This is a genomic window from Aquicoccus porphyridii (assembly GCF_008369105.1).
Taxonomy (GTDB): Bacteria; Pseudomonadota; Alphaproteobacteria; order Rhodobacterales; family Rhodobacteraceae; genus Aquicoccus; species Aquicoccus porphyridii.
In genome coordinates, this window is the sequence record NZ_VINQ01000019.1 from 1 (window position 1) to 23,592 (window position 23,592).

Genomic DNA, 23,592 nt, shown 5'->3' on the forward strand with positions numbered 1-23,592 from the left:
CGGGCCGGGGTGTCGGGCACCGCCTCGGCGCGCACCACCTCGGCCTGCTCAACCGGCACGACAGCCTCGGCAGCCGTCGCCTCGACCTTCTCGGGCGCCTCCGCCTGCACCGCGTCCACCGCCGCCTGCGCCTCAAGACGCCCCGCCGCCATGTCGGAAAACCCCTGCCCCAGCCGCACCTCGCCCGCCCCCTCGGCTCCCTCGACCGCGACCGCCTCGCGCCCACCCGGCCCCAGCGCAAGAAGCACCGCCCCATGCACCGCGACCGCCAACCCCAGCGCGACCAGCTTGGCGATATACGACCCCGCGATCATCACAGCCCCCGCTCGGTCACGATCACCACCCGGCCCGCCCCCGCCGCGCGCAGCGCCCGCCCGATCCGCACCAGATCGGCGGCGGGCAATGCGCGGTCGGGCACGACCCGCACCCGCCCCGCCTCGGGCTGCGCCGCCACGAAATCCGCCACATCCGCAACCACCTCGCCACGCCAGCGCATCCCGCCATCGGCACGGATCACCAGCGCATCCGCCGGGGCGACCCCTTCAAGGTCGGCCACGCTCACCAGCCGCAACTCGGGGTCGAGCGGCCGCGTCAGCGTGCCCGCCACGAGGAAGAACACCAGCATCAAAAACACGATATTGATCAGCGCGATGGTCGGCTCGCGCCCCTTGCGAACGCCCGACCGGCGAAACCCCGCGCTGCCCATGCCCCGAATCATCCCGCCTCCAGCACCGTCACGCGCAACCCCGGCACCCCGCGCAGCACGACCAGAAGATCGGTCAGCCGCTGCGCCGTCACCGCCCCGCGCATCGCCACGATCACCGGCATCTCGCCGCTCTCCCCGGACAGCGCCCCCAACGCGCCCGGAACGCCATCCAAACCGGCCTCGACCCCGTTCACACTGACCCCCTCGGGGCCAAGCCGCAGGAACACCGGCCGCGCCTCTGCCATGGCCACACCGCCGCCCCCCGCCGTGGTCAGGTCGACCTCGGCAAAGCGGGTAAAACTCGAACTCAGCATGAAGAACAGCAGCAAGAGAAAGATCACGTCGATGAGCGATGTCATCGACATCCGGCGCCGCCGCCGCGCCCTACGCATCGCCCGTGGCGCCCGGCGCGCCCAACGCACCCGCAGGCGCCAGAACCGTATGCAGCGCCTTTTGCGCCAGCACCCGCTCGCCGTCCATCCGCGCCTCGAACCAGCTCAGGATCAGTGCCGTCGGCATCGCCACCGCCAGCCCCACCGCCGTGGTCAGCAACGCCACCCAGATCCCCCCGGCCAGAACCGAAGGATCGACCTGCGCGCCCGCCGCCTGCAACGCCTGAAACGCCGAGATCATGCCCAGCACCGTGCCGAACAGCCCCAGAAGCGGCGCCAGTTGCGCCACCGAATCGAGCAGCCGGAACCCCGATTCCAGCCGCGCAAAGCGCAGCTCCGCCTCGGCCTCCAACCGCCGCGCATCCGCCGCGCCCTCCATCGCCATCGCCACCACCGGGCGCAGGTAACTGGTCGAGCGACCAAGGTGCCGCTGCGCCTCATCCGCCGCGCCCCGGTCCCACGCCGCCACCGCATCGCTGAGCGCGCGGTGCCGCCCGACACCGGCACTCGCGAATTGCCACAGCTTGTAAAGCACCACCGCCAGAACCAGCACCGACAACGCGCCCAGCAGCAGAACCACCGGCCCGCCCAGATCGGCGATCCGCGCCAGCGCCTCGGAAAGTTGCTCCATCACCCGATCAACTCCACATCCGTCCGGCTGCGCAACTCAAGCCCCTCCATGCAGGCCCCCGGCGCGAGGCCTTCGCCCGCGCAGGTCTCGGCCCCGTTGATCAGCACCCGGCCCAGCCCGTCACAGTCGAGCCCCGGCACCGCGAATTGCCGCACCCGGGGCCGCGCCGCGGGCAACGCGCCGAAATCAAAAAGGGTGAGCCGCTCGACACGCCCATCCGCGTCGAACAGCACCGCCTCGAACACTGCGCTGTCAATGTCGCGCGCATGGCCGTTCTGGATCACGAAACTGATCCGGCAGGCCCCCTCGCCCGGGTCAAGCGCATTGAGCTCGATACTCACCCCCGCGCCCAGATCCTCCTGCGCCTGTCCCTGTCCCGGCAGCGCGGCACCGACAAGGCACCCGAGCGCAGCCATCAGATGAAATCCGCGAAATTCCATGTCTCAATTCCCCCGACGGACCGATGCCGATACGGCATTCTCAACCGTCACATATCACCCGGCCTCCAGCCTGACAATTTCGCCGACCCGGGCATGGCGGGGTGCGACCGTTTCGCCCGCTTGCGCGGCCCGGCCGGGCGTGCGGGCGCGCGGTGCGTTAACCAAATTCGGTTACATCTGAAACCGCTTTGCCCGGCAGCCGGGTGGCAGCCGGACGGTGCGCGGAAGTCACCCCCCTGATTTCGCACCGTGCGGTGGCGTTAACCTTTTGCGCTCACCCGCCAAGCTGGGCCAGCAACCCGCGCGACGGGCGGCCCGTGACGGCCACGCCCTGCGCCGCCTGCCACTCGCGGATCGCCGCCTCGCTCTTCTTGCCCAGCACCCCGTCGACACCGCCCGTGTCATAGCCCCGCGCCGTCAGGCGGCGCTGAATTTCCTTGCGATCGTCGATAGTTAGCCCATCGTCATCCGGCGGGAACCGCCCCCTGAGCGGCCCACCCCCGGCCAGCCGGTCCGACAGGTATCCCACGCCCAGCCCATAGTTTTCCGAGTTGTTGTAACGCAGCAAGACATTGAAATTGCTGAAGATCATGAAGGCCGGCCCGCCCGGCCCCGCAGGCAACAGGACCGACGCCGCGCCATGATCCGGCAGGCTCCCCCCCGCCGCAGGCCGCACCCCCATCGCCGCCCATTCGCTCACCGCCCGGCCCTTGCCGCGTCCGGCGAGGGCCGGATTAAATCCTTGCGAAACAACGACTTCCAACCCCCATTTGCGGCCCCTCCTCCAACCGGATTTCGCCAGGTAAGCCGCCGCCGAAGCCAGCCCATCGGTGGGATCTTCCGACCAGATGTCGCGTTTCCCGTCGCCCTGGAAATCCACCGCGAAAGACTGGTAAGTGGTTGGAATGAATTGCGTATGCCCCATCGCACCCGCCCAGCTCCCGGTCATGCGCGCAGGCGTGGTGTCGCCCCGTTCAAGAATACGCAGCGCCGCCATCAACTGGCTTTCAAAAAACGACCCCCGCCGCCCATCGTAGGCCAGCGTGGAAGTCGCTGAAATCACGGGGATATTCCCGCGCCGTGTGCCGTACTGGCTCTCCACCCCCCAGATCGCCGCGACGATCTGCGCGGGCACGCCAAAGCGCGTCTCGATCTCGCCCAGAAGCGCCCGCCTCTGCGCAAACGCCGCCCGCCCCCGCGCCACCTTGTCCTCCGATGCAACGATGGCAAGGTAATCCTCGGTGGTGCGGGTGAACTCGGTCTGGTTGCGGTCCCTCTCGACCACCCCGGGCAGGAACCCCGCCCCCCGAAACGCCGCATCGAGCGTCGCACGCGAAATCCCCGCCGCCTCGGCCCGCCCCCGGAACGACGCCACCCAAGCGTCATAGCCCGCGTTGGGCTGCGGTTGCAGTCCTGGATCGACCGGGGTCGTGCTTGCAATCACCTGCCCCGGCCCCGCGCGGCATCCCGCGACCAGTCCCGCCGCCGCACCAATCGTGAAAAAACGTCTCGTTACAGTCATTTGCCCCACCTCTGCCCGGTTTTTTACAAATGTGCCGCAAGGCGGGATTCGGCACAAGCCCGGTGCGTGGCATCGGCGGCTTTCCGGTCAGGCCAGTGCCGCCGCCCGCTCCAGCGCCTTGTATCGCAACCCCAGCGTCACCCCGCGCACCACGAAGGACACATGCATCGCCAGCCACAGCCCATGATTGCCCAACGGCCCGATCAGCGCCCAGACCGCCAGCCCATAGATCACGGCGGTGACCAGCATCATGTTGCGCATGTCGGCGGTTCGCGTGGCCCCAATGAAAATCCCGTCGAGCATCACCAGGCCAAGGATCATCACCGGCGCCGCGATCACCCATGGCAGATAGCTCCGCGCCGCCACGCGCACGTCCTCGTCCACCGCCATCAGGTCGATGATCATCGGCCCGCCGCCCCAGAACGCAACCGCCATCACCACCGCCACCACCGCGCCCCAAAGGCTCGTCATGATGGCCGCACGCCGCAACCGCGCCACCGCCCCCGCACCAAAGGCCTGCCCGACCAGCGCCTCGGCGGCAAAGGCGAACCCGTCCATCGCGAAGCCGGTGATATGGATGAATTGCAAAAGCACCTGGTTCGCGGCCAGCGCCACATCGCCGAACTTGCCCCCAAGCAGCAGGAAAGACACGAAAATTCCCTGCAGCAGCATCGACCGGATCAGGATATCGGTATTCACCACCGCCATCCTGCGCAGCTTTTCACGGTCGAACACCCGCGCCCAGTTGCGCCAGTCCGGCACCCGGAACGCGGCCCGGCACAACCACAACCCGAACCCCAGCGCCGACCACTCGGCAAGAAAGGTAGCCCAAGCCACGCCTGCCACGCCCATGTCCAGCCCCAGCACGAACCAAAGGTCCAGCACCACGTTGACCCCGTTCATCCACAGCAAGAGCCAAAGCATCCCGCGCGAGCGTTCCTGCCCGATCAGCCAACCGGTGATGCCATAGATCGCGATCGCCGCCGGGGCCGACCAGACGCGGATGCGCATGTATTCACCCGCCAGCACCTCGACCGTGTCGCTGACCGGGGCCACCCGGAATGCGCCCGCGAAAACAAGCCCTTGCAAGACAATCAGCACCACGCCGCCCGCCAGCCCGATCATCAGCGACCGGGTCAGAAGTGCCGCCACCTCGGCGCGGTTGCCCGCCCCCGCCGCCTGGCTGGTGAGGCCGGTGGTCCCCATCCGCAGGAACCCGAAGATCCAGTAGATTGCCGACAGGATGATCGCCCCCACCCCCACCGCCGCGATCGGCTCGGGTGCGGGGATCTGGCCCACCACCGCCGTGTCCACCGCACCGAGGATCGGCACGGTGACATTGGCCAGCAGGATCGGAATGGCGATCTTCAGGACACGGGCATGGGTGATCGTCTCGCCGACCTGCACAGCCTCAGCCATGGCGCGGCGGCATCAGGAAATGCCCTGTCGCCTGGGCATAGGCGCGGTTGCGGTTGTCCTGCCACGCCTCGACATGCACGCTGGCATAGCGCCGTCCCGAGCGATTGACCTTGGCCCGCGCATAGGCGTCGCGCGGCAAGCCCGAGCGCAGGTAATCCACCGTGAAATCAATGGTCTTGGGCAGGCGTGGCAGATGCCCCCTGACGATCTCCTCGACCACCTGCTCACCGCTCTGGATCTCGTCCCACAGCACCGCCCAGCTCAACCCGATCACCGCTGTCACCTCAAGAAACCCCGAGGTCGCGCCGCCATGCAGCGCAGGCAATAGCGGGTTGCCGATCAGCTTTTCGTCGAACGGCATGATCGCGGTCAATTCGTCGCCCCGTCGCTCGAACTCGATGCCCATGTAGTTGATATAGGGCACACCATGCACCAGCGCCGCCAGCGCCGCGTCGCGACGCTGCTTGATCACCTGCACCGGCTCGGGCTTCTTGTGCGCCATCACTTCGCCTCCACCGTGAATGTACCCGTCGCCGTGGCGACGGGTCGGTTTTCGTCCTCGTCCATGGCCACGGCGCGGACAAAGGCGACCGAACGGGTGATGTGATAGCATTCGGCCCGCGTCTTGATCGCCTGCCCGGCGGTCGCGGGGCGCATATAGTCGATCCGAAGGTCGATCGTCGCCGTGCTCGCCGGCGAGGCCGGGTGACTCATCGCCGCCGCCCCGCAACAGGTGTCCATCAGGGCCGACACCGCCCCGCCATGGATCACACCGGTTTCCGGGTCGCCCACGAAACGCGCGTCATAGGGCATGACGATCTCCGCCACCCCGTCGCCGATATGGGTCAACTCCATCCCAAGCGCCTTGGAATGCGGGATCGCCTGAATGAACTGTTTCGCGATCTTTGTCTTGTCCATCGCCCACGTCGCTCCCAATTTCGGAGTTGCAGCCATGTTTGAACAGGTATGCCATAGCGCCGCAAGCTGGGAAATGACTTTGCGTCTTTTCGCCGGAGGGCCTTGATACGGGCGCGGAAATTTCAATACTGCGGCGCGGAAGCTGCAGGATGCTGCATCGCGTCGAGGCCTGCCATTCAGGTGTCCGGGCAGTTGCCCTTGCCCGCGCGACGCAATACCATCCCGACCAAAGGGGAAACACGATGTCCGAGATCCGACTGTCCTTCAAGGAAATGTGCGAGCGGTTCGACGTGACACCCCGCACCCTGCGCTATTACGAGTATATCGAGCTTCTCCAGCCTGAGCGCGAAGGCCGCGCCCGCTACTACGGTAAACGCGAGATCGAGCGGATGATCCTGATCCTCCGCGGCCGCAAATGGGGGTTTCAGCTCGAAGGCATCCGCCAATGGCTGCTGATCTACGAGAAAGACGGCTATCACGCCCGCAAGGCATGGGTAAAATCCGCCAATAATCAGCTCGAAGTGCTGTGCGCGCAGCTCGAAGATCTCAAGGACGCGATCGAGACGCTGGAACAATCGCGCGATAGCACCGTGAGACTGATCGAGATCGAGGATGAGGGCGGCGATATCGGCGAAGCCTTCCGTCCCAATATCGAGATCGAGTTCCGCCCCGACGAGACGGAGAAGTCGAAATGACGTGACGTTACGCTTACGTTAACGTCAACTTTACTTGCAACGACTCGGCCAAACCCTCAATCTCGTGGCATCTGACACGCAGCCGGAGCCGGTTTGATGACTGATTCAGACGACCTGATGTCCATTCGCCAGATGTGCGCGGCCTATGACGTCACGCCCCGCACCCTGCGCTTTTACGAATCCAAGGAACTGCTTTTCCCGATCCGCGAGGGTCAGAAACGCCTGTTCACCAAACGCGATCGCGCCCGGCTCAAACTGATCCTGCGCGGCAAACGGTTCGGTTTCTCGCTCGAGGAAATCCGCCAGTTGCTCGAACTCTACAACATCGGCGACCAGCAACAGACCCAGATTCAACGCACCTATGAAATCGCGCAGGACCGCCTGGCCGACATGGAACGTCAGCGCGCCGAACTCGACGAGGCCATAACCGAGTTGAAGGAACAGCTCGACTGGGGTGCCAAGATCATCGCCTCGATGAAACAGACGAAGAAAGCCGCCGAATAAGACCCCTTTCGCCTGACCCAAACACAACGCCAACAGGACAAGACCCATGCCCAGCTACACCGCACCGACGAAAGACCTGCAATACGTGCTGCATGACGTGCTCCGCGTCTCGCAATCCGACGTCCCCGGCTATGCCGAGCTTGAACCCGATTTCACCTCCGCCGTGCTCGAAGAAGCCGGCAAACTGACCTCCGAGGTGATCGCCCCGCTCAATGCCGTGGGCGATGCCGAAGGTTGCACGCTGGAAAACGGCGTTGTGCGCGTGCCCACCGGATTTCAGGACGCGTTCGATCAAGTCCGCGAGGGCGGCTGGACCGGCCTCGACATGCCCGAGGAGTATGGCGGCCAGAACATGCCCTATGTGCTGGGCACGGCGGTGGGCGAAATGTTTTCCGCCGCCAACCAGGCCTTCACCATGTATCAGGGCCTGACCCATGGCGCGGCTTCTGCCATTCTCACCCATGGCAGCGACCAGCAGAAAGACACCTTCCTGCCCAAGATGGTCAGTTGCCAATGGACCGGCACGATGAACCTGACCGAGCCGCATTGCGGCACCGATCTGGGCCTGATGCGCACCAAGGCCGAACCGCAGGATGACGGCAGTTACAAGCTGAGCGGGCAGAAGATCTTCATCTCCTCGGGCGAGCATGAAATGGCCGAGAACATCATCCATCTCGTTCTGGCCAAGATCCCCGGCGGCCCCGAGGGTATCAAGGGCGTCTCGCTCTTCATCGTGCCCAAGTTCCTCGTCAAGGAAGACGGTGGCCTGGGCGACCGTAACGGCGTCACCTGTGGCAAGCTCGAAGAAAAGATGGGCATCCATGGCAACTCGACCTGCGTGATGGATTACGACGGCGCCACCGGCTACCTGCTGGGCGAGGAACACAAGGGCATGCGCGCCATGTTCACCATGATGAACGAGGCCCGCATCGGTGTCGGCATGCAGGGGCTGGCCCAGGCCGACGTCGCCTATCAGAACGCGCTCGCCTACGCCAAGGACCGGCTTCAGGGCCGCGATGTGACAGGCGTGAAAAACCCCGACGGCCCGGCCGATCCGCTGATCGTTCATCCCGATGTGCGCCGCATGCTGATGGATCAGAAAAGCTTTGTCGAAGGCGCACGCGCCTTCATCCTCTGGGGCGCGTCACTGATCGACAAGGCGCACCGCGCCGAAGACAAGGACGCTGATGGCCTGATCTCGCTCATGACGCCGGTCATCAAGGGCTTCCTGACCGACGAAGGTTTCGACATGACGATCCAGGCCCAGCAGGTCTTTGGCGGTCATGGCTATATCGAGGAATCGGGCATGTCGCAATTCGCCCGCGACGCCCGCATCGCCATGATCTACGAAGGTGCCAACGGCGTTCAGGCGCTCGACCTCGTGGGCCGCAAACTGGCCCAGGACGGCGGCAAGCATGTCATGGCCTATTTCGAGATGGTCAAGAATTTCTGCACCGAGAACAAGGATGTAGAGGGCATGGCCGATTTCGTCGAGCCGCTCAAGAAAGCCTCCAAGGATCTTCAGGCGGCGGGGATGTATTTCATGCAAAACGGCATGAAGAACCCCAACGCGGCGTTGGCCGGGTCGAGCGATTTCATGCATCTTTTCGGCCATGTCTGCCTTGGCCTGATGTGGGGCATGATGGCACGCGCATCGCTCAAGGCGCTGGAGGATGACCCCTCGGACGCGGCGTTCCACGAGGCAAAGCTCGCCACCGGGCGCTATTACATGACCCGCCGCCTGCCCGCCACGGCAATGCACCTTGCGCGAATCGAAAGCGGGGCCGACCCTGTGATGGCGCTCGACGCCGAGGCGTTCTGAGCCGGGCCGGGTTCAGCCCCGGCCCCGCCACCCCGGAGGAAACACATGCCCAAACGCTTCCGTCTGACCCGCCGCTTCCCCGTCGCCATGACCGAGGACGGTTATCGCAGGCTCAAGCGGTTCGCCGCCGAGGCCGGGCTCGACGAGGGCGAGGCCCTCAGCTTCCTGTTCGAACATTTCGACAGCGTCACCAATCACGAGAACCTGACCGCGCGGTTGCGGCTGTTCAATTCCGAACTGGACGCGCGTAAACGATAGTATCCTTGGGAGGGGACCGCATGTCATCCTGGATGACCGAAGAACACAAGATGCTGGCCGACATGACGGCGCGCTTCATCACCGAGGAATGGGCGCCCCATTTCGAACGCTGGCGCAAACAGGGCCAGATGGACCGCTCCGCTTGGAACGAAGCCGGTGCGCTCGGCCTGCTCTGCCCTTCGATCCCCGAAGAATATGGTGGCGCAGGCGGCGATTTCGGCCATGAGGCGGTGATCATGATGGAACATCCGCGTGCCAACCTCGCCTCATGGGGCAACCCGATCCATTCCGGCATCGTCGCGCATTACATCCTCGCCTATGGCACCGAGGAACAGAAGCAACGCTGGCTGCCGAAAATGGTTTCGGGCGAAATGGTCGGCGCGCTTGCGATGACCGAACCCTCGACCGGCTCGGACGTGCAGGCGATCAAGACCCGCGCCGTCAAGGATGGCAACTCCTGGCGCCTCTCCGGCCAGAAAACCTTCATCTCCAACGGCCAGCATGCCGAGTTGATCATCGTCGCCGCCAAGACCGACCCGAGCCAGGGCGCCAAGGGCGTCTCGCTCGTCGTGGTCGAAACCGACGGCGCGACCGGCTTTACCCGTGGGCGCAACCTCGAAAAGATCGGCATGCATGCCGCCGACACGTCCGAGCTGTTCTTCGACAACGTGGAAATCCCGCCTGAAAACATCCTCGGGCTGGAAGAGGGTCGCGGCTTCTACCAGATGATGCAGCAACTGCCGCAGGAACGGCTGATCATCGCCTGTGGCGCCGTGGGGGCCATGCAGGGCGCGGTCGAACGCACCATCGAGTATGCCAAGACGCGCGAAGCCTTTGGCGGCCCGCTCACGCAATTCCAGAACACCCGCTTCAAACTGGCCGAGTGCCAGACCAAGCTGACCATCGCCCGCAGCTTCGTCGATGAATGCATCACCGAGCACCTGCGCGGCGAACTCGGCGTCGAAAAGGCGGCCATGGCGAAATACTGGACCACCGATACGCAAGGCGAAGTGCTTGACGACTGCCTGCAACTGCATGGCGGCTACGGCTTCATGCAAGAATATGCCATCGCCGAAATGTGGACCGATGCCCGCGTGCAACGCATCTATGGCGGCACCAACGAAATCATGAAGGAACTGATCGCGAGGTCGCTCTGATGATTTCAGCCGCCGAGCATATCCCTGCCATTGGTCGCCTCCGGCGGGAGTATTTGGTGCAAGATGAAGCAAGGGGCACGCCCACCCCGGTTCCGGTGCGCTGCTGCCTCGGGCGCCATGGCACCGGAACGCGGGGCTTCACCTTGCGCGGCCATCGGCTCTCCAGCCTGTACCGCGCTCCGAGTCATCACGCATTAACCTTAACGCCCGGTAAAAAAGTCTCTTCATCTTGCCGGAAATACTCTGCGGGGGTGTGGGGGTGCAAAACCCCCACTTCCGCCCCAACCACAGGGAGCCACCCATGACCATCAAACTCCACTGCTTCGGCGAGTCAGGCAATTCCTACAAGGCCGCGCTCGCGCTCGAACTCTCCGGCCTCGAATGGGAGTCGGTCTTCGTCGATTTCTTCGGCGGTGCCGCGCGCAGCCCCGACTACCGCGCCAAGAACGTGATGGGCGAGGCGCCAATGCTCGAAGACGGCGATTTCCGCCTCACCCAATCGGGTGCGATCCAGCAATGGATCACCGACCAGACCGGCAGATTCGGCGGCAGCGTCGAGGACAAGTACGAGGTGCTGCGCTGGGTGTTGTGGGACAATCACAAGCTCAGCTCGCCTGCCGGCATGACCCGCTTCCTGATGAACTTCCTGCCCGAGGACAAGCGCCCCGCCGACGTGATCGCCTTCACGCAGGGCCGTCTCAAAGCGGCCTACCAGACGCTCGATACCCATCTCGCGGGGCGCGACTGGATCGTGGGCGACGATCTCACCAACGCCGATCTCTCGTGCTGCGGCTATCTCTTCTATCCCGAACCTTTCGGTTTCGACCGCAAGGACTGGGCCAATATCGACCGGTGGCTGTCGAACCTCGAACAGACGCCCGGCTGGAAACACCCCTATGACCTGATGCCCGGCAACCCGTCCGACAGGGCGTGACCGGAACCCGAGAAAAGGAGACGACAATGACCGACGCCTATATCTACGACACCGTGCGCACGCCGCGCGGCAAGGGCCGCGCCGATGGCAGCCTGCACGAGGTGACCGCCGCGCGGCTTTCGGCCATCGCGCTCAACGCGATGAAGGATCGCAACAATCTCGAAGGCCACGCCGTCGAGGACGTGGTCTGGGGCAATGTCACGCAAGTCGGCGAACAGGGCGCCTGCCTGGCCCGCACCGCCGTTCTGGCCTCGGATCTCGACGAATCCATCCCCGGCCTTTCGATCAACCGGTTCTGCGCCTCGGGGCTTGAAGCGGTCAACGTCGCCGCCAACCAGGTGCGCGGCGGCGCGGGCGACGGCTATATCGCGGGCGGCGTCGAATGCATGTCCCGCGTGCCCATGGGCAGCGACGGCGGCGCCATCGCGGTCGACCCACAGATCGCGTTCGACCAGTATTTCGTGCCGCAAGGCATCGGTGCCGACATCATCGCCACGAAATACGGCTTCAGCCGCGACGACGCCGATGCAATGGCCGTGGAAAGCCAGAACCGCGCCAAGGCGGCCTGGGACGACAAGCGCTTTGTCCGCTCCATCGTGCCGGTGCATGACGTGAACGGCCTGCCGATCCTTGATCATGACGAATACATGCGCCCGGGCACCGACATGCAGACGCTGGGCGCCCTCAAACCCAGCTTCCAGCAGATCGGCGAACAGATGCCCGGCTTCGACAACGTCGCCCTTCTGAAATACCCCGAGCTTGAGCGGATCAACCACATCCACCACGCCGGCAACTCCTCGGGCATCGTTGATGGCGCCGCCGCCGTACTGATCGGCAGCAAGGAATTCGGCGAGAAATACGGCCTCAAACCCCGCGCCCGCATCCGCGCCACCGCCAAGATCGGCACCGACCCGACCATCATGCTCACCGGCCCGGTGCCCGTGACGAAAAAGATCCTCGCCGAGAACGGCATGGAGATCGGCGATATCGACCTGTTCGAAGTGAACGAGGCGTTTGCCAGCGTCGTGCTGCTCTTTGAACAGACGTTCGGCGTCGATCATGCCAAGGTCAATGTCAACGGCGGCTCGATCGCCATGGGCCACCCGCTGGGCGCGACCGGCGCAATCATCCTCGGCACGCTTCTGGACGAGTTGGAACGCGCCGACAAGGAAGTGGGCCTTGCCACGCTCTGCATCGGCTCGGGCATGGGCGCGGCCACCATCATCGAGCGTGTCTGATGCCCAAGATCGACCTCAACAAGGTGCCACGGCGTCAGGCATCTATCTATCCCGAACCCTATGCGAGCCAGATGGCCGGGCGGTCCTGGCGTCCCCTCGCCGAGGCGGCAGGCCTGACACAATTCGGGGTGAACATCGTTCACCTTGAACCCGGGGCGCCCGCGTCCTTGCGGCATTGGCACCTGCGCGAAGACGAGTTTGCCATGGTCCTCACCGGCGAACTGGTTCTCGTCGAGGACGACGGTGAAACCGTGATGCGTTCGGGCGACTGTGCCGCGTGGAAGGCCGGAGAAGCCAACGCGCACCATTTCGTCAACCGCTCGGACACCCCGGCCAGCTTTCTCGTGGTCGGCACAAGCCACCCCGACGAGGTCGCAACCTATGGCGATGTCGACATGATGATTCACATGCAGGGCGGAGAGCCCCGTTTTACCTATCACGACGGCAGCACATGGGCCGGACCCCGCGACCTGCCGACGAAAGGAGACCAGAAATGACCGACTTCCATTATTCCGTGGAACCCGAGGGTATTGCCCTCATCACCTGGGACGTGCCCGGGAGAAGCATGAATGTCATGACCCTCGAAGGGCTGAAGGATCTGGATGCGGCGATTGACCGGGCCCTGGCTGACGACGATATCAAGGGCGTGGTCATCACCAGCGCAAAGTCCGATTTCGCCGGCGGCATGGACCTCACCGTTCTGGCCGACATGAAGGACAATGCCGGCGATGACCCCGCCAAGGGTCTCTTCGAGGGCGTGATGCAGATGCACGGCCTTCTGCGCAAGATCGAGCTCGCGGGCATGGACTTCAAGACCAAGAAGGGCGGCAAACCCATTGCCGCCGCTCTTCCGGGCACCGCCGCGGGCATCGGGCTCGAACTGCCGCTGGCCACGCATCGCATCTTTGCCGCCAACAACCCGAAGGCCAAGATCGGCTTGCCCGAAATCATGGTCGGCATCTTCCCCGGCGCGGGCGGCACCACGCGGCTGGCCCGCAAGCTGGGTGCGATGGGCGCCTCGCCCTACCTGCTCGAAGGCAAGATGGTCGCACCCGACAAGGCACAAAAGGCCGGTCTCATCGACGAAGTGGCCGACGACCCGCTGGCAGCCGCCAAGGAATGGGTGTTGAACGCGAAAGAAACCGATCTCGTGAAACCCTGGGATGCCAAGGGCTACAAGATGCCGGGCGGCACCCCCTATCACCCGGCGGGCTTCATGACCTTCGTCGGCGCCTCGGCCATGGTCCATGGCAAGACCCAGGGCGCCTTCCCGGCGGCCAAGGCGCTCTTGTCGGCGGTTTACGAGGGCGCGCAGGTGCCGTTCGACACCGCGCTCAGGATCGAAGCGCGCTGGTTCACCAACATCCTGATGAACCCCTCCTCGGCTGCCATGATGCGCTCGCTCTTCGTCAACAAGGAAGCGCTTGAGAAAGGCGCGGTACGGCCCAAGGACGTGCCCGACCAGTCGGTCAAGAAGATCGGCGTTCTGGGTGCCGGCATGATGGGCTCGGGCATCGCGCTCGTCTCGGCCATGGCCGGAATCGAGGTCGTGCTGATCGACCGCGACGACGAAACCGCCGAGCGCGGCAAGTCCTATTCTGCGGATTACTTCGACAAGGGGATCAAACGCGGCAAGGCCACGCCCGAGAAGAAGGAAAAGGCGCTCGACCTGATCACCGCCACTGCGGATCTTTCGGCCCTCGAAGGTGCCGACCTGATCATCGAGGCGGTGTTCGAAGATCCGAAAGTAAAGGCCGACATGACCCAAAAGGTCGAAGCGGTCATCGGCGAGGATTGCATCTTTGCCTCCAACACTTCGACCCTGCCGATCACCGACCTCGCCAAGGCCTCCAAACGCCCCGAGCAGTTCATCGGCATCCACTTCTTCTCGCCGGTGGAAAAGATGTTCCTGGTCGAGATCATCAAGGGCGCGCAAACCGGCCCGCGCGCCGTGGCCAAGGCGCTCGATTACGTGCGCCAGATCCGCAAGACGCCCATCGTCGTGAACGATGCGCGGTTCTTCTACTGCAACCGCTGCATCATCCCCTATGGCAACGAGGCGACGCGCATGGTCACCGAAGGCGTGGCGCTGCCGCTGATCGACCACGCCGCACGGCAATTGGGCTTCCCGGTCGGGCCGATCCAGCTTGGCGATGAAACCTCGATCGACCTTGCCGCCAAGATCACCCGCGCCACCAAGGAGGCGATGGGCAATGAATACCCCGCTTCCGAGGCCGATGACCTCGTGTTCTGGATGGAAGAACAGGGCCGCCTCGGGCGCAAGGCCAAGGCCGGGTATTTCGATTATGACGAGACCGGCAAGCGGCAGGGCTATTGGAAAGGCATCCACGACAAGTATCCGCTGGCCGACGAACAGCCCCCCTTGCAAGAGGTGCAGGACCGGCTGATGTTCGCGCAGGTTCTGGAGGCAGTGCGCGCACTCGAAGAAGGTGTTCTCGAAGACATTCGCGAAGGCGACGTGGGCGCGGTTCTCGCCTGGGGCTTCGCGCCGTGGTCGGGCGGACCATTCTCGTGGCTCGACATCATCGGCACTCCCTATGCCGTCGAACGCTGCGAGGAACTGACCGCGAAATTCGGCGACCGCTTCACGCCCCCCGCACTCCTGCGCGAAATGGCCGAGAAGAACGAGACCTTCTACGGCCGCTTCGCCCCGGATCAGGCCAAGGCGGCCTGAGGCGCAAACAGCCCGGCGACAAAAATAAAGGCGCGCCACCCCGGCGCGCCTTTCTCCTTTTCGGGCCCGAATTACGACAGGCGCCCCGGAGTGCCTACGCCAACGTTTCCCGTCGCATTTCCCCACCTGACCGGGGTCCGGGCCGAAACATGGTGCGCTCGCGCGGCCAAGCGGCCCCTACCCCGCCCAGATCGTTTTCAAGCACCGCCAGATAGGCATCTGCCTGCTCCGGACCAAGATGCGCCACCTCCTGCGATCCGAACCACCTGCGCAACCCCGACCACCCAACCGCCTTGTCCAGCGTGATGAAACTCGGCACCACCAGAACCTGAAAGGCATCCTCGACCGTAACGAACTCAACATCCTCGAATTGCAGCCGGTAAAGCCGCGCCTGCCGTGGTGGCTCAACCTGCCCGATTCCACGAAACCCTTCGAGATCGCCCGCCCGCAGCGTCAGCCACGCATTCCCCAGCGTCTCGATCATCGCTTCGTCATGGAATAGGATACGTGTATCGGCCTGCAACAACACCGCCCGCGCATTGCCCAAGGCTCCCTCGGGCACCTCGATTGGCTTCACCACACTGGGACAGTCGATCGGGTCGAGCCAAATTCGTTCATGGGCGATCGCTTCCAGAACCCTTTCGCCACCGGGAAAAACCGGCAGTCTCGCACCCTGCTCCAATGCACCCAGCGGCCATGGCCCATCTTGGGTGGTCAGATGCGTGCCTTCGACCAATCCGCTTCCGCCACAGCGCGAACATCCGGCATCCAGGTGCCGATAGGCGCAGACACGCCGTTTCATAAGGGACATGATGGATCACTGCCTGTCTTCATTCTTATGCGCCTGTCCTGCACAACCTCAAACCGAACGATACCAAGAAACCGCCCGCTGAGGAAGAGTGACGCCGACCGGTAACAAGCCGTTACCGACAAGGCTCAGTCAAACGCGTAGCCGAACCGAGCGACATCCTCGGCACAAAGCGCCCCCACGAGCCACCGGTCATCATCGCTATAATAGCCACGGTAATCGCGCGCCCGATCCGACCGGTTGGCCATGGGCAGATCGAGTTGAAATCCCAGATGCTCCCAAAGCGGCACGGCATCGGCCGCGAAATGCTCCAGCCTTATGTAATGCCCCGCCCGCTCCGTGCCGGTCGCATCGCGCATATAGGTCGCATAGGGATTCGCCCGCGCTGCCGCCTGCGTCTGCGGGTGATTGAGGAAGCCACTGAAATCCTCGCATCGCGCAAGCCGCACCGCCGGGTGGTCGAAGCTCTGGTCGCGCAGCCAGTGGTAGTAGCTCACCATCCGGTCCCACGGATTGCGCACCAACGTGAAACACAGCATGCCCGCGATCTCATCGACCCCGATCAGCCCGTCGATATCGGCCAGCGTCGAGTGTTTCCACAATCGCCCCCGGCTTTGCACCCCGGCCAGTTTCCGGCGCCGTTTCAAAGCCTTGGGCGTGTCGCCGATCATGATGTCATCCCGCATCGCCCGCCCCTCCAGCGCCAGCGCCAGCGCCGTTCCCCCGGTCTTGGGGATATGCACGAAGATATAGGACCGGCCCCGCGAAATGATCATGGCGCAGACGCTACTGTGCTCGCCCCCCTCGGTAAAGCCCCGCTCAGAGGGGGCATGCGGGGCTTGCGGCGGAAACAGCTTTGAACGATTGTGCTCTATCCAATCACGCCGAGTCGAAGGGGGCCACATGCGGGCGCTGATCGTCGAAAGCAAGGGCGCGCTGGCGCGGCTCTGGGCGCGGCACCTCACGCGCCACGGCATCGACGCCGATATCGCCCATGGCATCAACCAAGCGACCGCGCTGATGCTGGAAAAACCTTACCAGATCCTGGTGATCGACCTCATGCTCGACGATCAAAGCGCACTTGCCGTGGCCGATTTCGCAAGCTACCGCCACCCTGGCGCACGGGTGATCTTCGTCACCAATACCAGCTTCTTTTCCGACGGGTCGATCTTTCGGTACTGCGCCAATGCCTGCGCCTTCGTGCAGTCCGACACCCCGCCCGAAGACCTCGTCGCGATGGTCTCTCATTACGGTGAACGCACCGTCTGAGCGCGCCGCGTCAGAACCGCATCGCTGCGCGCCCATGCGCCGCCTCGAAATCGATCACTGGTCCGATCGGCACGATGCGGTGTGGATTGATCGTCTCGTGGCTGTAATGATAATGGCGGGTGATGTGATCCATGTGCACTGTCTCGCGCACGCCCGGCCATTGATAAAGCTCGCGCGTATAGGCCCAGAGGTTGGGATAATCCACGATTCGCCGCCGGTTGCACTTGAAATGCCCGTGATAGACCGCATCGAACCGCACCAGCGTGGTGAACAGCCGCCAATCGGCCTCGGTGATCCGCGCACCCATCAGGTAACGATTGTCCGCAAGGTGCCGCTCAAGCCAGTCGAGCGTGTCGAAAAGCGGCCCCACCGCCGCGTCGTAGGCCGCCTGCGTGGTTGCAAACCCCGCCTTGTAGACCCCGTTGTTGAGCGTGTCGTAAATCCGCGCGTTCACCGCCTCGATATCCCCGCGCATGTCCCACGGCCAGAAATTCTCGCGATTGCCGGTGATCGCGTCAAAGGCCGAATTGAACATACGGATGATCTCGGCGCTTTCGTTGGAGACGATCGTCCCGGTCTGGCGGTCCCACAGCACCGGCACCGTCACCCGTCCCGACATCTCGGGCTCGGCCTTGAGGTAAAGATCGCGCAGGAAGGCCAGATCATGCAGCCCGTCCCCCGTTGCACCGGGGAAATCGCTGGCAAAACTCCACCCATCGTCGAGCATGTCGGGATGCACCACCGAAACGCCAATATGATCCTCAAGCCCCTTGAGCGCGCGAAAGATCAGGGTGCGATGCGCCCATGGGCAGGCATATGAAACATAAAGGTGATATCGTCCACTCTCGGCCACATAGCCGCCCGAACCGCTGGGCCCCGGGGCACCGTCCGGGGTGATCCAGTTGCGAAACACCGCAGCGCTGCGCCGAAAGGCGCCACCCGAGGATTTCGTGTCATACCACCCGCTGTGCCATGTCCCGTCAACCAATTGGCCCATCGCCACACTCCTTGCCCTTTGGCGTCACCTATGCACTGCATCGCATCTGTCCAAGCCTCGCGGCGCGCGCAGAGCACTGCGCATCTGCGCACAGCACCTGAATAAACACAAAGGTCATGGCATTACAAACCAGCGGACCGGCTCGATCGCGCAGATCGAACGCGGTGTTTCACAAGACCTTAACTTGACTATTCGATCCTGCAGGGCAGAGTTATGCTGAAACGGATTCGACCGCTGGGGGCCCCATCGATGACCGACTTCCTGACCGAAGAGCTGCGCGCCGGGCTGGCACAGGCCCGCAAGCTCGCGGCACGCAAGAACGCCCGCATGCGCGTCAAGGTGGGTGAAGACACCTATCCCGTGCTGCGCCTCTGGAAAGACGGTTTCGCCCTTGATGCCGAGGATGCACCGCATATGCGCGGGCTGGTCGATCTTTACGACGGCACCCGCCACAAGGCTCAATGCCTCGTCATCGCCTCCGAGAAAGAGGGGGCTGAGATGCGATATGAGTATAAACGCACCACCACGGCCCACGACCGCGCACCGCTCGATTTCGCGCGCGATGACGAGGCCCCCACCGGCCTGATCGAACACGCGCGATAACCGCATCGCCGAAACGGCCCGCGCGCCCGGCAAGAATCCTCAAGGGAATCTTGGCCGGGTTCGTCGAAAGGATTCAGCCCCCGAGACGGCCGGGACTCATTGCAGATCGCCGAACGCCGCCTGCAGCCGCTCCACCGCCTCGCTCACCAGGGATCGCGGCGTGGCAAGGTTGAAGCGCAGGAAGCTCTCGCCGCCTGACCCGAAGGTCGGCCCGTGATTGGCGGCAACCCGGGCGCCCTGCTCGACACGCCGGGTAAACTCGTCCCGGCACATCCCGGTGCCTTCGAAATCCACCCAGGCCAGGTAGGTCGAGTCGAGCTTCATCGACCGCACCCCCGGAATCGCGTTCACACCCTCGTCGAACACGCGCCTGTTCCCGTCGAGATAGGCGCAAAGCGCATCCACCCATTCCGCGCCCTCGGGGCTATAGGCCGCCTCGGCCATGACAAGCCCGAAGGAATTGGGCGACATGCCCAGCCCCGCCATCCGCGCCCCGAACTGCGCACGCAGGGTTTCGTCGGCGATGATCACGTTGCCCGAATGGCTTCCGGCGATGTTGAACGTCTTGGTCGTGGCACTCATCATCACCAGCCGGTCGGCCACACCCTCGATCAGCGCCATCGGGATATGCGTCTGCCCCGGCATCACCAGGTCGTGGTGAATTTCGTCCGAGACAAGGATCAGGTCGTGCCGTTTGGCAAAATCCGCTACCTGTTGCAGCTCGGCCCGCGACCAGACCCGCCCGCCCGGATTATGCGGGCTGCACAGGATCACCATCTTTTCCGACCCGTCGAGGATCGCGTCATAATTGTCGAAATCCATCTCGTAACGGCCATCGCGGATCACCATCGGGCATTCCACCACCCGACGGTTGTTGGCTTTGATGACCTTGGCAAAGGCGTGATAGACCGGTGTGAACAATACCACCCCGTCGCCCGGCTCGGTCCATGTATCCACGCACATCGCCGTCCCGTTCACGAGCCCATGGGTGGTGAAAATCCATTCCGGCTCGATCGTCCAGCCATGGCGGTTCTTCATCCACCACCCGATCGCCGCGCGATAGGGTGCATCATCGCCGTAATAGCCATAGATCCCGTGATCCAGCATCCCCTGCAACGCGCGCTGAATCGCGGCTGGCGGGCGGAAATCCATATCCGCCACCCACATCGCGATCCCGTCATCCGCCGGCACCCCGTATATCTTTTCCATCATGTCCCATTTCACCGAATGGGTGCCGTGCCGGTCGATGACCTCATCGAAATTCATCACGTTCTCCTTGATCGCGCCGCGTGGCAAGCTAATCTGATCGCGAGACGGGTGACAACCGCCTTTCCGCCGAACCACGATATTCCAATATTCCGAGATGAAATGGAAGTCCGTTCTACATTTATAGAAAATTAAGGGAATTCATTCCACGTGATTACGGCGCCATGGGACACTGTCCTCCCAATACACATCCGGAACACCCCCGGCAATGACGCGGTCCCATTCACCCCTGTCCGGCCCGCACCCGATACCGTTGCAGATTGTCCCCGCATCGCCTAAATCACCCCCATGAAACGGCCCATCCTCATCCATCCCGACCCACGCCTGAAAAAGGCCTGCGCCCCCGTGCCCGATCTCTCCGACGATCTGCGCGCGCTGGCCGATGACATGCTCGAAACCATGTATGACGCGCCGGGCATTGGCCTTGCCGCGCCGCAGGTGGGCGTGCTCAACCGCCTCATCGTGCTGGACTGCGTCAAGGAAGAGGGTGCCGCTCCCCGTCCCCTCATCATGTTCAACCCCGAGATCACCGCCCGTTCGGACGAGCAAAGCACCTACGAAGAGGGCTGCCTCTCGATCCCCGAACAATATGCCGATGTCACCCGCCCCGCCGAAGTCAGCGTCAGGTGGATCGACCGCGACGGCAACCCGCAAAGCGAGGATTTCACCGGCCTCTGGGCCACCTGCGTCCAGCACGAGATCGACCACCTCGACGGCAAGCTCTTCATCGACTATCTCGGCGCGATGAAACGCCAGATGATCACCCGCAAGATGCAAAAGCTCAAGCGGGAAAAGGCCCGCGCGTGAGCGTCCTGCCGATCCTGACCTGGCCCGACAAGCGGCTCACGCAACGCTGCGACCATGTCGGCCACGAGGATCTGCGCCCGCTCATCGCCGACATGTTCGACACGATGTATGCCGCAAAGGGCCGTGGCCTCGCCGCGCCACAGGTGGGCGTGATGAAACGGCTCTTCGTCTTCGACACGACATGGAAAGAGGGTGACAAGGCCCCGATGATCATGATCGACCCGGTGGTCATCGCCTGCGAACGCGTCCCCGTGGTGATGGAGGAAATGTGCCTTTCGATCCCCGGCCTCGCCGTGCCGGTCGAGCGGCACAAGGCCGTGACCATGCAATGGACCGACGCGACCGGCGACATCCACATGGGCGATTTCGACGGTGCCGAGGCCCGCGTGATCCAGCACGAGTTCGACCACCTCAACGGCCTGCTGCATTTCGACCGGATCGACCCCGCCCTGCGCGACGCGCTCGAAAAACCCTGGCTCGCGGCCCGCGCATGAGCGTCCGCCCCTGCATCCCCTGGCCCGACCGCCGCCTGCGTACCCCCGCAGACCCCGTTACCGACATCACCGCCGAAATCCGCGCGATCTGGGACGACATGATCGAGACGATGGAGGCCATGCCCGGTGTCGGCCTCGCCGCGCCCCAGATCGGCGTGATGCTGCGCCTCGCCGTGGTCGACGCCAGCGATGCGCGCGGCCAAACGATCCGCATGGCCAACCCCGAGATCATCGAGGCCTCGGCCATCCTGCGCGAACACGAAGAGGCCAGCCCCAACCTGCCCGGCGTCTCCGCCCGGCTCAAACGCCCCCGCGGCGTGACGATTCGCTTTCTCAACGACGCGGGCAAAACCGAAACCCGCGATCTCGTCGGCCTCTGGTCCACCTCGGTGCAGCACCAGGTCGACCATCTTGACGGAAAGATGTATTTCGACCGCCTCTCCAAACTCAAACGCGACCGGCTCCTCAAGCGCGCCCAAAAGATCAAATGACCCCACACCATCCCTTCATCTGACCGAAAATACCTCGGGGAGCGCGAGGGGCTGGCCCCTCGCCCCCTCGACCAAGGCAAAAGGTGCCAGACATGCGCATCATCTTCATGGGCAGCCCCGATTTCTCCACCCCCGCGCTCGACGCGCTGGTCGAGGCGGGCCACGACATCGCCGCCGTCTATTGCCAGCCCCCCCGCCCCGCCGGGCGCGGCAAGAAGGACCGCCCCACCCCGGTCCACGCCCGCGCCGCGGAACTCGGCCTGCCGGTCCGGCATCCGACCTCGCTCAGATCCCCCGAGGAACAGGCCGCCTTTGCCAGTCTCGGCGCCGATATCGCCGTGGTCGTGGCCTATGGGCTGATCCTGCCCAAACCCGTGCTCGACGCGCCGAAACACGGCTGTCTCAACATTCACGCCTCGCTCCTGCCACGCTGGCGCGGGGCGGCGCCGATCCATCGCGCGATCATGGCCGGCGATTCCGAAACCGGCATCTGCATCATGCAGATGGAGGAGGGCCTCGACACCGGCCCGGTGCTCCTGCGCCGCGCCACGCCCATCGGCCCCGAGGACACCACCGCCGACCTGCATGACCGCCTCGCCGCCATGGGCGCACGGATGATCATCGAAACACTCGACCGGCTCGATCAACTCCCCGCGCAACCACAACCCGAAACCGGCGTCACCTATGCCGCCAAGATCGACAAGTCCGAGGCCCGCATCGACTGGACCCGCCCCGCGCCCGAGATCGACCGCCAGATTCGCGGCCTCTCCCCCTTTCCCGGTGCATGGTGCATGATGAATGGCGAGCGGCTCAAACTGCTGGGGTCCCGCATGGGCCTGGGCAAAGGCACGCCCGGCGCCCTGCTCGATACCGCCCTCACCGTGGCCTGTGGCACAGGCGGGGATCGGGGCGCGGTGCAGATCACGCGCTTGCAAAGACCCGGTCACACGGCGCAGAGTGCAGATGCGTTCCTGCGCGGCATCCCGCTCGGCCCCGGCGCGCGGCTCGAATAAGGACTTTCACATGTTCCCCACCATCATGGGCACCGTCGTCATCGCAGGCATCATCGGCTACGCCTCCGAGAAATCGGGCTTTACCCATAACGGTTACATCCCGTCGATCATCATCTGCGTCGGCGGCGCCTTCCTGTTTTATTTCGTCCGGCTGATGTTCGGCATCGGCTTCGGCTCACCGGGCGTGAACGCGATCGCCTCGTCGATCGGCGCGCTCGTCATCGTGCCCACCCATTTCCGCAAACGCTGAAAGGAGCGGCCCATGGCCATCGTCTGGCTCATCATCATCGGCGCGGCGGCGGGGTTTCTCGCCACCCGGATCATGAAGCTCGAAACCGACATCATCACCACGGTGGCAATCGGCATCGGCGGGGCGCTGATCGGCGGGCTGATCCTGCGCATATTGCTCAGCATGATGAGCTTCGCCGCCGGCTTCATCGGCGCGGTGCTCGGCGCGCTCCTCCTGATCTGGCTGTGGGAAACCTATATCCGCAGATAACCGGACAGGCGCAT

At 64.2% G+C, this 23,592-nt stretch carries 28 protein-coding genes and 2 pseudogenes; 17 read left to right on the forward strand and 13 right to left on the reverse strand.

The genetic code is table 11. The annotated features are described in order from the left end of the window. The 9 genes and pseudogenes from FLO80_RS18265 to FLO80_RS18305 all read right to left on the reverse strand — a co-directional run. Nucleotides 1-314: pseudogene (locus FLO80_RS18265) on the reverse strand (hypothetical protein); the annotation flags it as partial. Continuing rightward, on the reverse strand, nt 314-718 hold the full coding sequence (locus FLO80_RS18270; protein WP_246156725.1) for an ExbD/TolR family protein: 405 nt from the start codon (nt 716-718) through the stop codon (nt 314-316). The pseudogene FLO80_RS18265 and the gene FLO80_RS18270, both read right to left, overlap by 1 nt. After that, nucleotides 715-1,065 carry a biopolymer transporter ExbD gene (locus FLO80_RS18275; protein ID WP_246156726.1) on the reverse strand — a complete coding sequence of 117 codons (351 nt, stop codon included), beginning with the start codon at nt 1,063-1,065 and terminating at the stop codon, nt 715-717. The genes FLO80_RS18270 and FLO80_RS18275 overlap by 4 nt, the downstream gene beginning before the upstream one ends. 25 nt (nt 1,066-1,090) lie before the next feature. Continuing rightward, nucleotides 1,091-1,729, reverse strand: coding sequence for a MotA/TolQ/ExbB proton channel family protein (locus FLO80_RS18280; RefSeq protein ID WP_111365945.1), 639 nt, complete (start codon nt 1,727-1,729; stop codon nt 1,091-1,093). Continuing rightward, nucleotides 1,729-2,169, reverse strand: coding sequence for a hypothetical protein (locus FLO80_RS18285; protein WP_246156727.1), 441 nt, complete (start codon nt 2,167-2,169; stop codon nt 1,729-1,731). The genes FLO80_RS18280 and FLO80_RS18285 overlap by 1 nt, the downstream gene beginning before the upstream one ends. 274 nt (nt 2,170-2,443) lie before the next feature. After that, a complete protein-coding gene (locus tag FLO80_RS18290) occupies nt 2,444-3,691 on the reverse strand; it encodes a lytic murein transglycosylase (protein ID WP_111365943.1) in 1,248 nt (415 codons plus the stop codon). Between the two features lie 87 nt (nt 3,692-3,778). After that, a complete protein-coding gene (locus FLO80_RS18295) occupies nt 3,779-5,110 on the reverse strand; it encodes an MATE family efflux transporter (protein ID WP_111365941.1) in 1,332 nt (443 codons plus the stop codon). Continuing rightward, nucleotides 5,103-5,612: a PaaI family thioesterase gene (locus FLO80_RS18300; protein ID WP_111365935.1), complete on the reverse strand. Its 510-nt coding sequence runs from the start codon at nt 5,610-5,612 to the stop codon at nt 5,103-5,105. Before FLO80_RS18300 ends, FLO80_RS18295 begins: the two co-directional genes overlap by 8 nt. Next, nucleotides 5,612-6,028: a PaaI family thioesterase gene (locus tag FLO80_RS18305; RefSeq protein WP_111365932.1), complete on the reverse strand. Its 417-nt coding sequence runs from the start codon at nt 6,026-6,028 to the stop codon at nt 5,612-5,614. The genes FLO80_RS18300 and FLO80_RS18305 overlap by 1 nt, the downstream gene beginning before the upstream one ends. 242 nt (nt 6,029-6,270) lie before the next feature. Between FLO80_RS18305 and FLO80_RS18310 the strand changes: the two are divergent. The 9 genes and pseudogenes from FLO80_RS18310 to FLO80_RS18350 form a co-directional block, all read left to right on the forward strand. Next, a pseudogene (locus FLO80_RS18310) lies at nt 6,271-6,618 on the forward strand (MerR family transcriptional regulator); the annotation flags it as partial. A gap of 201 nt (nt 6,619-6,819) precedes the next feature. After that, nucleotides 6,820-7,227: a MerR family transcriptional regulator gene (locus FLO80_RS18315; protein ID WP_111365926.1), complete on the forward strand. Its 408-nt coding sequence runs from the start codon at nt 6,820-6,822 to the stop codon at nt 7,225-7,227. Between the two features lie 46 nt (nt 7,228-7,273). Next, nucleotides 7,274-9,049, forward strand: a complete 1,776-nt coding sequence (locus FLO80_RS18320; RefSeq protein ID WP_111365923.1) for an acyl-CoA dehydrogenase C-terminal domain-containing protein — start codon at nt 7,274-7,276, stop codon at nt 9,047-9,049. 45 nt (nt 9,050-9,094) lie between these two features. Further along, complete coding sequence (locus FLO80_RS18325; RefSeq protein ID WP_111365920.1) at nt 9,095-9,307, forward strand: hypothetical protein; 213 nt, start codon at nt 9,095-9,097, stop codon at nt 9,305-9,307. A 20-nt stretch (nt 9,308-9,327) separates the two neighbouring features. Next, nucleotides 9,328-10,464, forward strand: coding sequence for an acyl-CoA dehydrogenase family protein (locus FLO80_RS18330; protein ID WP_111365917.1), 1,137 nt, complete (start codon nt 9,328-9,330; stop codon nt 10,462-10,464). 301 nt (nt 10,465-10,765) lie between these two features. Next, nucleotides 10,766-11,398: a glutathione S-transferase family protein gene (locus tag FLO80_RS18335; protein ID WP_111365914.1), complete on the forward strand. Its 633-nt coding sequence runs from the start codon at nt 10,766-10,768 to the stop codon at nt 11,396-11,398. Nucleotides 11,399-11,424: 26 nt separating this feature from the next. Next, nucleotides 11,425-12,636: an acetyl-CoA C-acetyltransferase gene (locus FLO80_RS18340; protein WP_111365911.1), complete on the forward strand. Its 1,212-nt coding sequence runs from the start codon at nt 11,425-11,427 to the stop codon at nt 12,634-12,636. Then, nucleotides 12,636-13,133 (forward strand): cupin domain-containing protein, encoded by a 498-nt coding sequence (locus tag FLO80_RS18345; RefSeq protein ID WP_111365908.1) that lies wholly within the window; start codon nt 12,636-12,638, stop codon nt 13,131-13,133. Before FLO80_RS18340 ends, FLO80_RS18345 begins: the two co-directional genes overlap by 1 nt. Further along, nucleotides 13,130-15,331, forward strand: coding sequence for a 3-hydroxyacyl-CoA dehydrogenase NAD-binding domain-containing protein (locus FLO80_RS18350; protein ID WP_111365905.1), 2,202 nt, complete (start codon nt 13,130-13,132; stop codon nt 15,329-15,331). Before FLO80_RS18345 ends, FLO80_RS18350 begins: the two co-directional genes overlap by 4 nt. Nucleotides 15,332-15,425: 94 nt before the next feature. Here the strand turns inward: FLO80_RS18350 and FLO80_RS18355 are convergent, their stop codons facing one another. Beyond that, nucleotides 15,426-16,142: a Hint domain-containing protein gene (locus tag FLO80_RS18355; protein WP_111365902.1), complete on the reverse strand. Its 717-nt coding sequence runs from the start codon at nt 16,140-16,142 to the stop codon at nt 15,426-15,428. A gap of 125 nt (nt 16,143-16,267) precedes the next feature. After that, entirely contained in the window at nt 16,268-16,915 is a 648-nt protein-coding gene (locus tag FLO80_RS18360) for a sulfotransferase family protein (protein ID WP_111365899.1), read from the reverse strand. 127 nt (nt 16,916-17,042) lie between these two features. On the opposite strand from FLO80_RS18360, the gene FLO80_RS18365 reads away from it, so the two are divergent. Continuing rightward, nucleotides 17,043-17,408: a response regulator transcription factor gene (locus FLO80_RS18365; protein ID WP_111365896.1), complete on the forward strand. Its 366-nt coding sequence runs from the start codon at nt 17,043-17,045 to the stop codon at nt 17,406-17,408. Between the two features lie 10 nt (nt 17,409-17,418). Here FLO80_RS18365 and FLO80_RS18370 read toward each other — a convergent pair whose 3' ends face one another. Continuing rightward, on the reverse strand, nt 17,419-18,405 hold the full coding sequence (locus FLO80_RS18370) for a glutathione S-transferase family protein (protein WP_111365893.1): 987 nt from the start codon (nt 18,403-18,405) through the stop codon (nt 17,419-17,421). A 249-nt stretch (nt 18,406-18,654) separates the two neighbouring features. Between FLO80_RS18370 and FLO80_RS18375 the strand changes: the two genes are divergently transcribed. Next, nucleotides 18,655-19,008 (forward strand): hypothetical protein, encoded by a 354-nt coding sequence (locus FLO80_RS18375; RefSeq protein ID WP_111365890.1) that lies wholly within the window; start codon nt 18,655-18,657, stop codon nt 19,006-19,008. 96 nt (nt 19,009-19,104) lie between these two features. On the opposite strand, the gene FLO80_RS18380 is transcribed toward FLO80_RS18375, so the two are convergent. Further along, nucleotides 19,105-20,274 carry a MalY/PatB family protein gene (locus FLO80_RS18380; protein ID WP_111366414.1) on the reverse strand — a complete coding sequence of 390 codons (1,170 nt, stop codon included), beginning with the start codon at nt 20,272-20,274 and terminating at the stop codon, nt 19,105-19,107. Between the two features lie 288 nt (nt 20,275-20,562). Between FLO80_RS18380 and def (FLO80_RS18385) the strand changes: the two genes are divergently transcribed. From def (FLO80_RS18385) to FLO80_RS18410, 6 genes are all read left to right on the forward strand, one after another. Beyond that, nucleotides 20,563-21,081: a peptide deformylase gene (gene def, locus FLO80_RS18385; protein WP_111365887.1), complete on the forward strand. Its 519-nt coding sequence runs from the start codon at nt 20,563-20,565 to the stop codon at nt 21,079-21,081. Further along, entirely contained in the window at nt 21,078-21,575 is a 498-nt protein-coding gene (gene def / locus FLO80_RS18390) for a peptide deformylase (RefSeq protein ID WP_111365884.1), read from the forward strand. Before def (FLO80_RS18385) ends, def (FLO80_RS18390) begins: the two co-directional genes overlap by 4 nt. Continuing rightward, entirely contained in the window at nt 21,572-22,066 is a 495-nt protein-coding gene (gene def, locus FLO80_RS18395) for a peptide deformylase (RefSeq protein WP_111365882.1), read from the forward strand. The genes def (FLO80_RS18390) and def (FLO80_RS18395) overlap by 4 nt, the downstream gene beginning before the upstream one ends. Nucleotides 22,067-22,158: 92 nt before the next feature. Continuing rightward, the gene (gene fmt, locus FLO80_RS18400; RefSeq protein ID WP_111365879.1) at nt 22,159-23,079 is read left to right on the forward strand and encodes a methionyl-tRNA formyltransferase; all 921 of its coding nucleotides are present in this window, start codon (nt 22,159-22,161) and stop codon (nt 23,077-23,079) included. A 10-nt stretch (nt 23,080-23,089) separates the two neighbouring features. After that, the gene (locus tag FLO80_RS18405) at nt 23,090-23,329 is read left to right on the forward strand and encodes a hypothetical protein (RefSeq protein ID WP_111366412.1); all 240 of its coding nucleotides are present in this window, start codon (nt 23,090-23,092) and stop codon (nt 23,327-23,329) included. Between the two features lie 12 nt (nt 23,330-23,341). Next, a complete protein-coding gene (locus FLO80_RS18410) occupies nt 23,342-23,578 on the forward strand; it encodes a GlsB/YeaQ/YmgE family stress response membrane protein (protein ID WP_111365876.1) in 237 nt (78 codons plus the stop codon). Nucleotides 23,579-23,592 lie beyond the last annotated feature (14 nt).